Source organism: Micromonospora globbae, assembly GCF_003610785.1.
Taxonomy (GTDB): domain Bacteria; phylum Actinomycetota; class Actinomycetes; order Mycobacteriales; family Micromonosporaceae; genus Micromonospora; species Micromonospora globbae.
In genome coordinates this window covers 12,012-25,505 of the sequence record NZ_RAQQ01000001.1, presented here as the reverse complement: position 1 = coordinate 25,505, position 13,494 = coordinate 12,012, and the positions used below count along the sequence as shown (strand labels likewise).

Genomic DNA, 13,494 nt, shown 5'->3' with positions numbered 1-13,494 from the left:
CCGATGGGAAACCCCCCGCGCCGGCTGCGCGGCGCCCGGCGCGCCGCCCGACGAACGGACGCCGAAACGGATGTCGTACCGTCCGACGATCGCCACCGCGGTGCCCGACCTCGCCACGCTGACCCTCGGCGTGGAGGAGGAGTTCCTGCTGCTGGACCCGGCGACGGGGGAGAACCTGCCGGTGGCCCAGCGGGTGCTCACGGCGCTGCGCGGGCCGGCGCGGGACCAGAGCCGGCAGGAGTTCCGGCACAGCATGGTCGAGATGGTCACCCCGGTGAGCACCGAGCTGACCGAGCTGCGCGCGCACCTGGTGGCGCTGCGGCGCGCCGCGGCCACGGCGGCCGAGGCGGCCGGCGCCCGGCTGGTCGCCGTGGGCGCCACCCCCATGCACGAGCCGCACCGGACGGTGCCGGACAAACCGCGCTACCACGCCATGTCGCGGCGGTACGGGCCGGTGGCGCACGACCCGGCCGTCTGCGGCTGCCACGTGCACGTCGGTGTGCCGGACCGCGAGCTGGCCGTCCAGGTGTGCAACCACCTGCGGCCGTGGCTGCCCGTGGTGCACGCCATCGCCACCAACTCACCGCTGCACGACTGCCACGACACCGGGCACGCCAGTTGGCGCTCCATGCAGCTGGAACGCTGGCCCAGCCTCGGCCCGACCCCGTACTTCGCGTCGGCCGACGACTACGACCGGACGGTGCAGGAGCTGATCGCCGCCGGCGTGATGCTCGACGACGCGATGGTCTACTGGTACGCGCGGCCGTCCGCGGCGTACCCGACGGTGGAGATCCGGGTCGGGGACGTCTGCCCGACCGTCGACGACACCGTGCTGGTGGCCGCGCTGCTGCGGGCCCTCGTGGCCACCGTCCTCGACGACGCCCGCGCCGGGGTGCCCGCCGCGCCCATCCGCGACTGCCTCGTCTCCGCGGCCCACTGGCGGGCCGCGCACGAGGGCCTGGAGGGCGACCTGATCGACCTGCGGGGCGGTGGCGCCCGGCCGGCCTGGGAGCTGGTCGACGAACTGTTCGCCACGGTGTCGCCGGCGCTGGTCCGCCACGGCGACCTCGGGTACGTGCTGGACCAGCTGACCCGGCTGCGCGCGGAGGGCACCGGTGCCACCCGGCAGCGCCGGATCCTCGACGAGACGTGTGACCTGCGCGCCGTGCTCGCCCAACTGACCGCCTGGACGGTCGCGGGCTGAGCCGTGCCGCCCGGCGCCTGGACGGTCGCCGGCTGAGCCGTGCCGCCCGGCGCCTGGACGGTCGCGGGCTGAGCCGTGCCGCCGGCGCCCGGCCGTCAGCGCACGCCGTGCGTCTGGAGCCAGAGTTCCAGCAGGCCCAGCTGCCAGAGCTTGTTGCTGCCGGCGGCGGCCTCGGCGCTGTCCGGCTCGGTGAGGAGCCCCGCCACGTACTCGGGGCGGAACAGGGCACGCTCGCGGGCCTCGGGCGCCTGCAACGCCTCGACCACCAGCTCCCGCACCGGCCCGTCGACGTTGCGCAGCGCCGGCACCGGGAAGTATCCCTTCGGCCGGTCGATGACCTCGGCCGGCAGCACCTCCCGGGCCACCTCCTTGAGCACCCCCTTGCCGCCCTGGGCGACCTTGTGCTCGGGTGGGCAGCGGGCCGCGAGGGCCACGAGGTCCTGGTCGAGGAACGGCGTGCGCACCTCCAGCCCCCACGCCATGCTCATGCTGTCCACCCGCTTGACCGGGTCGTCGGGCAGCATCAGGTGGGTGTCCAGCCGCAGCACCGCGTCCAGCGCCGTCTGCGCCCCGGGCGCGGCCAGGTGCTCGTCGAGCAGGTCGCGGCTGGCGTCGCGGTCCAGCGCGTACGCCGGGCCGACGACGCGGTTCAGCTCGGCGTGGTCGCGGTCGAAGAACGCCTCCGTGAACACCGGTCCGGCGGCCTCCCGGGACGCCCCGGCCAGCGGCTGGTGGTAGCCGTAGCCGGCGAACACCTCGTCGGCGCCCTGCCCGGACTGGGCCACCTTGACGTGCCGGGCCACCTGCTCGGAGAGGAGGTGGAAGGCGACGACGTCGTGGCTGCCCATCGGCTCGGTCATGGCCAGCACGGTGCGCCGTACGGCCGGCACGAGGTCGTCGTCGGCGAGCCGGATCCGCTGGTGGTCGGTGTCGAAGGCCCGCGCGACGAGGTCCGAGTAGGTGAACTCGTCGCCGGCCTCCTCGCCCCGGCTGTCGAAGCCGATGCTGAACGTCCGCAGGTGCTCCTGCCCGGCCTCGGCGAGCAGCGCCACGATGAGGCTGGAGTCGAGCCCGCCGGAGAGCAGGACGCCGACCGGCACGTCGGCGACGAGCCGCCGGCGTACGGCGGTGCGCAGCGCGTCCCCGACGGCGGCCTGCCAGTCCCGGGCGTCCATGCCGGCGTCGGCCGGGTCGCGCGCGTAGTCGGGCTGCCAGTACACCTCGTCGCGGCGGCGCCCGTCGGCCTCGACGATCCGCATGGTGGCCGGTGGCAGCTTGCGGATCCCGCGCAGGACCGTCCGGGGCGCCGGCACGATCGAGTGCCAGGAGAGGTAGTGGTGCAGCGCCACGGGGTCGATGCCGGTGTCCACGTCGCCCGCGCCCAGCAGCGCCGGCAGGGTGGACGCGAACCGGAGCCGCCCCGGCGTCTCGGCGAGGTAGAGCGGCTTGATGCCGAGCCGGTCGCGGACCAGCACCAGCCGCCGCCGCGCCCGGTCGACCAGCCCGATGGCGAACATGCCGACCAGGTGGTCGACGAACCGTTCACCCCAGTGCGCGTACGCCACCAGGATCACCTCGGTGTCGCTGGTGGAGTGGAAGGTGTGGCCGGCCTCCCGCAGTTCCTCGCGCAGCTGGGGATAGTTGTAGATGCAGCCGTTGAAGACGAGGGCGAGGCCCAGGTCCTCGCGCACCATGGGCTGGGCGCCGGCGTCGGACAGGTCGATGATGGTCAGCCGGCGGTGCCCGAGGGTCACCCACCCGTCGCGCCACAGCCCTTCGCCGTCCGGGCCGCGTGAGCGCAGCGCCTCGGTCATCCGGGTCACCGCCGCGTCATCGGGGGTCGACCCGTCGAACCGGGCCTCCCCGGCGATACCGCACATCAGCGACGGCCGCCGGTCTCACGGCTGAGCAGGCGTACCACGCGGCCCTCCCGTCGGCCCACACCGTCCCGTTCATCGGACGCGCACGGCTACCCGGCCCGTCGGTGGTCAAACCCGGGCCGCACGGGGGTGGGGTCAGCCGCGCAGCGTGCGCAGGATGCGGGCGAGCTGCTCCCGGTCGGCCGGGTCGAGGTCCGCGAAGAACCGGTCGGCCTCGGCCTGCCGGGCGGCCCGGATGGCGGCGCCGGTGCGTACGCCCTCCGGGGTGAGCGCCACCAGCGTGGCGCGCCGGTCGTTCGGGTCGGGACGGCGTTCGGCCAGTCCGCGCCGTTCCAGGTCGTCGACCACCTCGGTGGCCGAGCGGGGGGCGATGCGCAGGTGCTCGGCGAGCGCGCCGGGGCGCAGCACCCCGTGGCGGGCCAGGACGCCGAGCGCCCGGGCCTGGCTGGGCGTGACGTCCCACGGCGCGAGCGCCTCCCGGGTGCGTTGCCGCAGCTGCCGGGCCACCCCCCAGAACGCCTCGGCCAGGGTCTCGTCGTCGCCGTGCGCCTCATTCACCGGAATACGGTAACAGCCAGTACGGTTGTTCCCTCATGATGAGGTAACCTCAGAATCGATCCCCGTCGGAAGGTGCCCGCTCTTGGAACCCACCCCCACCGGCCGCGACCGCGGCCCCCGTACCGTCAGCGCCGAGGAGAAGGCGCAGGCCCGGCAGGTGTCGCTGCGGCGCATCGCCGGACTCTTCGCCCCGCACCGGGCCGCGCTCGCCACCGTGACCGCGATCATCGTGGCCTCGTCGGTCCTCGCGATGGCCTCGCCGTTCCTGCTCCGACACGTCATCGACCGGGCCCTGCCCGAGCGCGACCTGACCCTGCTCGTCTGGCTGGTGGTCGGGATGGTGGCGGTGGCCGCGGTCACCGCCGTGCTCGGCGTGCTGCAGACCTGGATCTCGACCCGGGTCGGTCAGGAGGTCATGCACCGCCTGCGCACCGACGTGTTCACCCACCTGCAACGCCAGTCGCTGAACTTCTTCACGCGCACCCGCACGGGCGAGGTGCAGTCCCGGATCACCAACGACATCGGCGGCATGCAGTCGGTGGTGACCTCCACCGCCACGTCGATCGCCGCCAACCTCACGACGGTGGTGGCCACCGTGGTGGCCATGGTCGCGCTCTCCTGGCGGCTGTCCCTGGTCTCGCTGCTCATCCTCCCGCCGGCCGTGTGGCTGACCCGCCGGGTCGCCCGGCTGCGTCGGGAGGTCACGGCCCGCCGCCAGCGCGAACTCGCCGACCTCAACGTCACCGTCGAGGAGGGCCTGTCGATCAGCGGCGTGCAGCTCGCCAAGACGCTCGGCACCGCGCCGGCGCTGATCGAGCGGTTCACCGCCTCCTCCTCCCGCCTGGTCGACCTGGAGCTGCGCAGCGAACTCGCCGGCCGCTGGCGGATGGCCTCGATGAGCGTCGTGTTCGCCGCCGTCCCGGCGCTCATCTACCTCGGCGCCGGCCTGCCCGGCACCGCCGGCAGTCTCAGCATCGGCACCCTCGTCGCGTTCACCACGCTGCAGAACGGGCTGTTCCGCCCGCTGATGCAGCTGCTCAACGTGGGTGTCTCGCTGACCTCGTCGCTCGCGCTCTTCGCCCGGATCTTCGAGTACCTGGACCTGCCGGTCGAGGTGGCCGAGCCCGCGCGGCCGGTCCGGATCGACCCGCGCCGCGTCCGCGGTCACCTGCGCCTGGAGGAGGTCACCTACCGCTACCCGGGCAGTGACACGGCGGCCGTCGCCGGGGTCACCCTCGACGTGCCCGCCGGCACCGGGCTGGCCCTGGTCGGCGAGACAGGATCGGGCAAGAGCACCCTCGCCGCCCTGGTCGGCCGGCTGCACGACCCGACGAGCGGCCGGATCACCATCGACGGCGTCGACCTGCGCGACCTGCGCCTGGCCGACCTCGCCGCCATCGTCGGGGTGGTGAGCCAGGAGACCTACCTGCTGCACACCACGGTGCGGGAGAACCTGCGCTACGCCCGGCCGGACGCCACCGACGCGGAGATCGAGGCCGCGGCCCGCGCCGCCCACATCCACGACGTGATCGTGGGCCTGCCCGACGGGTACGACACGGTCGTCGGGTCGCGGGGCCACCGCTTCTCGGGCGGCGAGAAGCAGCGGCTGGCCATCGCCCGTACGCTGCTGCGCGACCCGCGCGTGCTGATCCTCGACGAGGCCACCAGCGCGCTCGACACCGAGACCGAGCGGGCCGTGCAACGGGCGTTCGACGCCCTCGCGGAGGGGCGGACGACCATCACGATCGCCCACCGGCTCTCCACCGTGCGCGGCGCGGACCAGATCGCCGTCCTCGACCACGGCCGGATCGTCGAGCGGGGCACCCACGACAGCCTCATGGGCCGCAACGGCCGGTACGCCGCCCTGGCCGCCTGAGGTGGCCGCCGACGACGGTGGCCGCGGGGGAGGACCCGCGGCCACCACCGTTGCGAGGTGCGTTCAGTTCCTGCGCAGGTGCGCCAGCGCACCGCTCCAGGCGATGACCTGGTCGAGCATGGTGTGGAGGGCGCCCTCGTGGCCGGGGTTCGGCTTGAAGACGCTGTAGTTCTCGAAGTCGTGCATGAGCGACAGCGCGACCTGGGCCCGCACGTCGGCCATCTGCAGCTCGCCGGCGATGAGCCGCAGGTGCTCCACGGCGCGGGCGCCGCCCACGGAGCCGTAGCTCACGAAGCCGACGGCCTTGTTGTTCCACTCGGCGTAGAGGTAGTCGATGGCGTTCTTCAGGGCGCCCGAGGTCGAGTGGTTGTACTCGGGGGTGACGATCACGAACCCGTCGTACGAGGCGATCGTCTCGGCCCAGCGCTTGGTGTGCGGCTGGGCGTACTGCCCGTACGACGGCGGGATCGCCTCGTCGAGGTGGGGCAGCGGGTGGTCGAGCAGGTCGATGAGCTCGAACTCGGCGTCCGAGCGCTGCTTGGCGAGCTCGAGGACCCAACGGGCGACGGCCTCGCCGTTACGGCCGGGTCGCGTGCTGCCGAGGATGATGCCGATCCTGGTCATGCGTGTGGTGCCTCTCCAGAAGTGGTGCCTGACGCGGACACGCTAGACAACGTTTGCTTCGTCAAGCAATTATTCGGGCTATGGGCACCGTCACAGCGGCGGGGGAGGGCCGGGCGGCGGCGCAACTAGCATGGATGCATGTCCGTCACGCCCCCGGAGCACCTGCGGCCCCTCGACGCCGACGAGGAGGCCGTGGTCCGCGCCCTGTTCCGGGTCGTCTACCTCCTGCCCCGGGCGATCGACACGGACATGGTGTGTGACCGCCAGCTGCCGCTCACCGAGTACCTCGCGCTCATGCACCTGTCCGAGGCCCCCGGCCGGCAGATGCGGATGAGCGAGCTGGCCGCCGCCTGCCGCCTCTCGCTCAGCGGCATGACGCGCACCATCAGCCGACTGGAGGGCCAGGGCCTGGTGCGACGGGTGCGCAGCGAGGAGGACGCGCGGGGGTGGAACGCCGTCCTCACCGACGCCGGCTTCGCCCGTCTCGAAGAGTCCTGGCCGAGTCACCTGGCCAGCGTCCGACGGCGGTTCCTCGACCACTTCGAGGGCATCGACCTCGCCCGCCTGGCCCGGGCCCTGGAACGGGTCGGGACGTCGGCGGACCGGGGCGAGCCCCCCGGCTGTCCCTCGTAACCGTCTCAGAACTGTCGCTAAACCGTCTCGTTATTGGTTGCCGACTCGTCCAGGTAGCGGTAGACGGTGGCCCGGGAGACGCCCAGGGTGGTGGCTATCGCGTCCACCGAGTGGGTGCCCGCCTCGTGCATGCGCCGGGCCGCCGCGATCTGCTCGCGGCCCAGCGCGCGGGGCCGGCCGGGCCGTCGCCGTGGAGTGGGCGCGCCCCCTCCGGCCGCCGCGATCCGCCCGGCCGCGCCGGTCCCCGCGGCGCCGGTGACCGTGGCGCCGGTGCGCGGCGCCGGGCCGGTGCTCGCCACGGCGTCCGCGACCGTCGCGGCGTCGGTGGCCGTCGCGGCGTCGGTGGCCGGCGTGGCCAGCAGCCGGCGTACGCCGTCGAGCATGTCGGCGCGGAGCACCTCGTCGGGCACGTCGGCGAAGAACACGACCGGGTCGCTGCACATGGCCACGGCCTGCACGGCCCGGACCCGTGCCCGGCGCCCGGCCTCCGGCCCGGCGATGAGGTGGTTGGCGCGCATGGCGATCCGCATCAGACGGTGGAACGTGTCGCCGCGGGTGATCAGGGCGATGTCGTGGAACAGCATGCCGAGCGGGCGACGGTGGGTCAGCATCGTGTCGACCCAGCCCTCCAGCACCGCCTGGCGGGCCTGCTCGGTCGGCAGGCGCTCGGCGGCGTCCAGCAGCCGCTCCAGGTCGGCCAGGAGCGGCTCGACGAGGGCGGTGAGCAGATGCTCCTTGGTCGGGAAGTGGTAGAGGATGGCGGCCTTGGTCAACCGCAGCCGCTCCGCGATCTGACGCAGCGGGGTGCGCTGGTAGCCGTGCTCGGCGAAGAGGTCGAGCGCGGCGCGCAGGATCCGCGACCGGGTGTCGTCCGCGGGTTCGGCGGTCATGCCGGCAAGCCTAGTCGCCCGTCCTGACCGGTGGCCGGGGTCACCGTTGATCTGACTGACCGCCGGTCAGTACAGTGGAGGCGTCGATGTCTCATCCGTCCGGCTTCACGCGTCACCCCCGGGAGGGGCCATGGCCGTCATCGCGATCGACAACCTGGTCAAGACCTTCGGCGCCGTCCGCGCGCTCGACGGGCTCGACCTGCGGGTGGAACCGGGGGAGGTGCACGGCTTCCTCGGCCCCAACGGCGCCGGGAAGTCCACCACCATCCGGATCCTGCTCGGGCTGCTGCGCCGCGACTCCGGCGAGGTGCGGGTGCTCGGCGCCGACCCCTGGCGCGACGCGGTGCGGCTGCACCGGCGGCTGGCGTACGTGCCGGGCGACGTGAGTCTCTGGCCGAACCTGTCCGGGGGCGAGGCGATCGACCTGTTCGGGCAGCTCCGCGGCGGCCTGGACCGGCGTCGCCGCGACGAGCTGCTGGAGCGCTTCGACCTCGACCCCACCCGCACCTGCCGCACGTACTCCAAGGGCAACCGGCAGAAGGTCGCCATCGTGGCGGCGTTCGCCTCCGACGTCGAGCTGTACGTGCTCGACGAGCCGACCTCCGGCCTCGACCCCCTCATGGAGGCCGTGTTCCAGGACGAGGTCCGGCGGATCAAGCGGGAGGGCGGCACCGTGCTGCTCTCCAGCCACGTGCTCGCCGAGGTCGAGGCCCTCTGCGACCGGGTCAGCATCATCCGCGAGGGGCGCAGTGTCGAGTCCGGCACCCTCGCCGAGCTTCGTCACCTCACCCGCACCGCGGTGACCGTCGAGACCGCCCGCCCGCTGACCGGGCTCGAGGCGCTGCCCGGCGTGCACGCCGTCCGCGACGTCGACGGACGCACCCACCTGGAGGTCGAACCGGCGCACCTCGACGAGCTGCTCGGGCACCTCGTGCGCTTCGGCGTGCGGGCGCTGACCAGCGCCCCACCCACCCTGGAGGAGCTGTTCCTGCGGCACTACGGCGCCGACGCCGCCGACGGGCACGCGACGGCCGGCGCCGCGTCCTCCGAGTCCCGGGCGGCCCTGCGATGAGCGCGTTCGCCGGCACCGGCCGGCTGACCCGCCTGGTCCTGCGCCGCGACCGCGTCCGGCTCGGCATCTGGCTGATCGGCACGCCCCTGCTGGGGTACGCGCTGGCCGCCAGCGTGTCCGGCGTCTACCCGGACGACGCGGCACGCCACGGCTACGCCACCACATCGGCGTCCAGCCTCGTCGCCCGCGCGTTCAACGGCCCGATAGCCGGCGCGGACCTCGGCGCCGTGGTGGTCGCCGAGACGTACGTGACGCTCGCGGTGACCGTCGCGCTGCTCAGCACGTTCGCGGTCGTGCGGCACACCCGCCAGAACGAGGAGACCGGCCGCGCCGAACTCCTCGGCGCCTCCGTGGTCGGCCGGTACGCGCTGCTCACCGCCGCGCTGCTGGTCGTCGTCGGGGTGAACGTGCTGTCCGCCGCCCTGCTAGCGCTCGCCCTCGCCGGCACGGGCCTGCCGGTGGCCGGCTGCGTCGCGGCGGCCGCCGCGATCGGCGGTGTGGGCCTCGCGTTCACCGGCGTCGCCGCGGTCACCGCCCAGATCACCGTCACCTCCCGCGGCGCCAACGCGCTCGCCGCCGCCTCCGTGGGCCTCGCGTTCCTCCTGCGCGCCGCGGGCGACGTCTTCGGCGACGTGAACGCCGACGGCACCCGGGTGGACAGCGCCTGGCCGTCCTGGCTCTCCCCGCTCGGGTGGGGCAACCAGGTGCGGGCCTTCGGTGGCGAGCAGTGGTGGACCCTCGCCCTGCCGGTGGCGCTGCTGGTCGTCGCGGTCGCGGTCGCGTACGCCCTGGCGGAGCGGCGCGACCTCGGCGCCGGCCTCGTCGCGCCGCGCCGCGGGCCGGCGCGCGCCCCGGCGTCGCTGCTGAGCCCCGCCGGGCTGGCCTGGCGGTTGCAGCGCGGCGCGCTGCTCGGCTGGGCCGTCGGCGTGGGCGTCGTCGGCTTCTGCATGGGCGTGGCCGCCGACGAGTTCAACACCATGATCGCGGAGAACCCGGCGGCCGCCGAGGCCATCGCCGCCATGGGTGGCGGCGCGAACCTCGTCGACGCCTACCTCGCCGCGATGCTCGCGCTGTTCGCGCTCACCATCGGGGCGTACGTCGTGCAGGCCCTGCTGCGGGTCCGCGCCGACGAGAGCGACGGGATCCTCGAAGCGGTCCTCGCCACCGCGGTGAGCCGCGGCCGCTGGCTGGGCACGCAGGTCGCCGCCGCGGTGCTCGGCGCGCTCGCCCTGCTGCTGCTCGCCGGGGCCACGACCGGCCTCGGTTACGGCATCGTCTCCGGCGACGTGCTCGGGGAGACGGTGGTGCTGGGCGGCGCCGCGGCGCTGCGCCTGCCGGCCCTGCTCGTGGTGGCCGGGGTGGTGACGGCGCTGTTCGGGCTGCTGCCCCGTTGGTCGGTGGTGCTGTCCTGGACGGCCCTGCTGGCGTTCCTGCTGCTCGGGCAGCTCGGCGCCGTGCTGGATCTGCCGCAGGCCGCGCTCGACGTCTCGCCGTTCACCCACGTCCCGTCCGTGCCCGCGGTCGACCCGACCGTGCTGCCGCTCGCGGTGCTCGTGGCGGTGGCGGCGGTGCTCGTCGCGGCGGGCGTGGCCGCGTTCCGCCACCGCGACGTGCCGAGCTGACCCGGCGCCCGCGCGTGCGGGTGCCGGGCGCCGGGCCGCGATTCCGTATCGGTGTGGATCAAAGCCGAGAACGGACGCGGCCCGGCGGACGAATGGCAGCGAAAATGGTCGACAGAAAGAAGATCGTCTCTGTTTCGGCGCTACCCATTGGTAATGATTGACCGGTTCGTGATCTCGCCGTGACCCTGTCCTCACCAGTTCCCCTGGGAGGAGGCGGGATGAGGTTACGGCACGTGACCGCCGTGGTGGCTGCCACGGCCCTGGTGGGGCTCGCGGCTGTTCCGGTGCAGGCCCAGGTGCTCGACCGACCATCGACTCGGGTCGACGTCAAGGTCAAGGGGGTGCCGACGCCGAAGCAGTTCTTCGGCTTCGAGATGGGCGACGAGGGCAAGCTCGCCGACTTCGGCAGCGTCAAGCGCTACTTCACGCTCGTCGCGGACCGCTCGGACGAGGTCGAGTACCAGGTCGTGGACCGGACGACACTCGGCAACGAGTTCCCGGTGCTGCTCCTGAGCAGCAGACACAATCTCAAGCGGATCGACCAGATCCTCGACATCAACAAGCGCCTGTCCGACCCGCGGGTCATGCGCGCCGAGGCGAGCCGGGCGCGCATGCCGATGGACGAGTACGCGAGGCAGCTCGCCGCGAAGAGCCGGCCCGTCTACTACATCGAGGCGACGATCCACTCGACCGAGGTCGGCGCCACCCAGTCCCTCGTCGACGTGGTGCACCGCCTGGCGACGGAGAACTCCGAGTTCACCCGGCAGGTCCTCGACAACCTGGTCCTGCTCGTCGTCCCGTCCCAGAACCCGGACGGACAGCACCTGGTGGTCGACCACTTCAACAAGACGGCGGGCACCGATTTCAACCGGACCTATCCCGATCTGTACCACCACTACGCCGGGCACGACAACAACCGGGACTGGTTCATGATGACCCAGAAGGAGTCGCGGACCCGGGTCCGGCTGGAGCAGAAGTACCGACCGGTCGCCCAGCACTACATGCACCAGGCGGGAGTGAACTCGCCGCGGATCTGGTCGCCGCCGTGGGACGAGCCGATGTCCGAGACGTTGGACCCCATCGTCGTCTCCGCCTCCAATTCCCTCGGCCAGCAGACCCAGCGCGACCTCGTGGCGGAGGGCAAGAAGGGCTCGAAGTGGAATGACGCGTACGGCATTCTCTGGAACGCCGACGTCATCGGCCACAGCCCGTTCCTCGGCACGTCGACCTGGCTGACCGAAATCGCGTCGGTCCGGGATCTCGCGTACACCTACACGTCCGACACCGTCCTGGAGCCCGCCGACAAGACGTTGCGCTCCGTGATGCCGTACGACCGCAAGACCTGGTCGCTCAAGCAGATCGTGGAGTACGGGTCCTCGGCGGCGTACTCCGGCATGAAGACGGTGTCCGGCGACCCCACGTCGTGGCTCTACAACAACCTCTACCTGTCGAACCGCAACAGTGAGACGTGGAACGGCGGCCCGTACGCGTACGTCGTCCCGGCGGACCAGCGCGACCCGTACGCCCTCTACGACATGCTGAAGATCTTCGACCTCGGTCAGGTGGAGATCGACCGGGCCACGAAGCCGTTCACCGCGGGCGGCAGGACGTACCCGCAGGGCTCCTACATCCTCCGGACGAACCAGCCGATGGGCCGGTGGGTCGACCAACTCCTTCGGATCGACACGTACCCGGACAGCGCGCGCAAGTGCGCCGAGTGCCCGCTGATCATGCCGTACAGCGAGACGACCGACAACCTCGCCCTCCTCATGGGCGTCGACGTCGACGCCGTGGCGGAGCCCTTCGGGGCCGTCACGACCCGGATCCGGGGCGTCGAGCCGGTGCGGCAGCCGATGCCGGCCCACCCCGGCCAGACGGGCGCCTACGTCCTCAGCCCCACCTCGTACGGCCTCAGCCAGGTCATCGCCGACCTGCAGGACGCGGCCGTGCCGACGTACCGCGCCAAGGCGGGCATCCGCGTCGACGGCCGGACCCTGCCCGCCGGTGCGCTGCTCGTACCCGCGAAGGACCCGAAGGCGCGCCAGGTGCTGACCAGGGCCAGCCAGGAGACCGGCCTGCCGGTGTACGCCACCCGGACCGTGCCGAAGGTCGACGCGATCAAGCTGAAGGACAAGACCCGGGTGGGTCTGATCCGCGGGGCCAACAACATGCCCGGCGGGTGGATGATGTGGATGTTCGACCAGATCGGCGTGAACTACCAGGTCGTCAGCGCCGACGACTACGCCGACCTCAGCGGCCGGTACGACACCATCGTGCTCGCCCCGGGCATCTCGGCGAACACCATCACCCGCGGTCTCGACCCCGCGAAGAACCCCGCCGAGTTCCACTGGGCCCGGGGCGTACCCGACGGGCTCGACAAGCTGAAGCAGTTCGTGAACGCCGGCGGCAACCTCGTCGCGCTCGGCAGCGCGTCCACCACCGCCGCCACGTCGCTCGGCCTGCCCGTCCGGAACGTCACGCCCACCGACCGGAGCGCGTTCAACGTGCCCGGCGCGCTGCTGGAGCAGCGCTACGACCCGGACGTGCCCGCGGCCTGGGGAATGCCCGAGTCGTGGCCGACCTGGTTCAACAACGACGCGGCCTTCACCGTGACCGGCGACGCGCGGGTGGCCGCCACGTACCCGGACAAGGACGACCTGCTCGTGAGCGGCTACGCCCACGGCAGCGCCGCCATCGGCGGGGCCACGAACATCGCCACCTTCGAGGTGGGCGAGGGCGAGGCCACCATCGCCGGCGGCCACATCACCTTCCGCACCTGGCCTCGCGCCGCCTGGACGGTGGTCACGAACGCCATGTACAACGGCGCGGGGCAGGACGTCGGCGCCGGACAACTCGCCGGCCTCTTCCGGTAGGGCCGGCCGGTCCGGACCGGCCGGGTCGACCACCGGCCTGGACGACCACGTCGGCTGCGGTGCCACCCAGGCGCCGCAGCCGACGTTCCGGTCGCGCGGGATCTGGCGATCCTGGCCGTCGCTGCGGCCCCGCTCCCCGAGCCGGGATGCTCGCGCGGCCCCGTTTCGGGATGCTCGCGCGGCCCCGTTTCGGGATGCTCGCGCGGCCCCGTTTGTGCGGCATCGGCGCGGGTAGGCGTCGGCGGTGGTGGGCGCAGGGTCC

Annotated in this window: 10 protein-coding genes; 6 read left to right on the top strand and 4 right to left on the bottom strand. The window is 73.0% G+C overall.

Annotation, left to right across the window (positions count from 1 at the left end; all coding sequences use genetic code 11):
- Positions 1-70: 70 nt before the first annotated feature.
- Positions 71-1,204, top strand: coding sequence for a carboxylate-amine ligase (locus D7I43_RS00105; protein WP_120326271.1), 1,134 nt, complete (start codon positions 71-73; stop codon positions 1,202-1,204).
- 95 nt (positions 1,205-1,299) lie between these two features.
- Here the strand turns inward: D7I43_RS00105 and D7I43_RS00100 are convergent, their stop codons facing one another.
- Positions 1,300-3,084, bottom strand: coding sequence for an N-acetylglutaminylglutamine amidotransferase (locus D7I43_RS00100; protein WP_120326270.1), 1,785 nt, complete (start codon positions 3,082-3,084; stop codon positions 1,300-1,302).
- Positions 3,085-3,219: 135 nt separating this feature from the next.
- Positions 3,220-3,642: a MarR family winged helix-turn-helix transcriptional regulator gene (locus D7I43_RS00095; protein WP_120326269.1), complete on the bottom strand. Its 423-nt coding sequence runs from the start codon at positions 3,640-3,642 to the stop codon at positions 3,220-3,222.
- Positions 3,643-3,724: 82 nt separating this feature from the next.
- Here D7I43_RS00095 and D7I43_RS00090 point away from each other — a divergent pair, with 82 nt between their 5' ends.
- Positions 3,725-5,518, top strand: a complete 1,794-nt coding sequence (locus tag D7I43_RS00090; RefSeq protein ID WP_120326268.1) for an ABC transporter ATP-binding protein — start codon at positions 3,725-3,727, stop codon at positions 5,516-5,518.
- 63 nt (positions 5,519-5,581) lie between these two features.
- On the opposite strand, the gene D7I43_RS00085 is transcribed toward D7I43_RS00090, so the two are convergent.
- On the bottom strand, positions 5,582-6,142 hold the full coding sequence (locus tag D7I43_RS00085) for an NADPH-dependent FMN reductase (protein ID WP_120326267.1): 561 nt from the start codon (positions 6,140-6,142) through the stop codon (positions 5,582-5,584).
- 138 nt (positions 6,143-6,280) lie between these two features.
- On the opposite strand from D7I43_RS00085, the gene D7I43_RS00080 reads away from it, so the two are divergent.
- Entirely contained in the window at positions 6,281-6,775 is a 495-nt protein-coding gene (locus tag D7I43_RS00080; RefSeq protein WP_120326266.1) for a MarR family winged helix-turn-helix transcriptional regulator, read from the top strand.
- A 17-nt stretch (positions 6,776-6,792) separates the two neighbouring features.
- On the opposite strand, the gene D7I43_RS00075 is transcribed toward D7I43_RS00080, so the two are convergent.
- Positions 6,793-7,665, bottom strand: coding sequence for a TetR family transcriptional regulator (locus D7I43_RS00075; protein WP_120326265.1), 873 nt, complete (start codon positions 7,663-7,665; stop codon positions 6,793-6,795).
- Positions 7,666-7,795: 130 nt separating this feature from the next.
- On the opposite strand from D7I43_RS00075, the gene D7I43_RS00070 reads away from it, so the two are divergent.
- From D7I43_RS00070 to D7I43_RS00060, 3 genes are all read left to right on the top strand, one after another.
- Complete coding sequence (locus D7I43_RS00070; protein ID WP_120326264.1) at positions 7,796-8,737, top strand: ABC transporter ATP-binding protein; 942 nt, start codon at positions 7,796-7,798, stop codon at positions 8,735-8,737.
- Positions 8,734-10,359: an ABC transporter permease gene (locus D7I43_RS00065; RefSeq protein ID WP_120326263.1), complete on the top strand. Its 1,626-nt coding sequence runs from the start codon at positions 8,734-8,736 to the stop codon at positions 10,357-10,359. Before D7I43_RS00070 ends, D7I43_RS00065 begins: the two co-directional genes overlap by 4 nt.
- Positions 10,360-10,577: 218 nt before the next feature.
- A complete protein-coding gene (locus D7I43_RS00060; RefSeq protein ID WP_120326262.1) occupies positions 10,578-13,232 on the top strand; it encodes a M14 family zinc carboxypeptidase in 2,655 nt (884 codons plus the stop codon).
- Positions 13,233-13,494 lie beyond the last annotated feature (262 nt).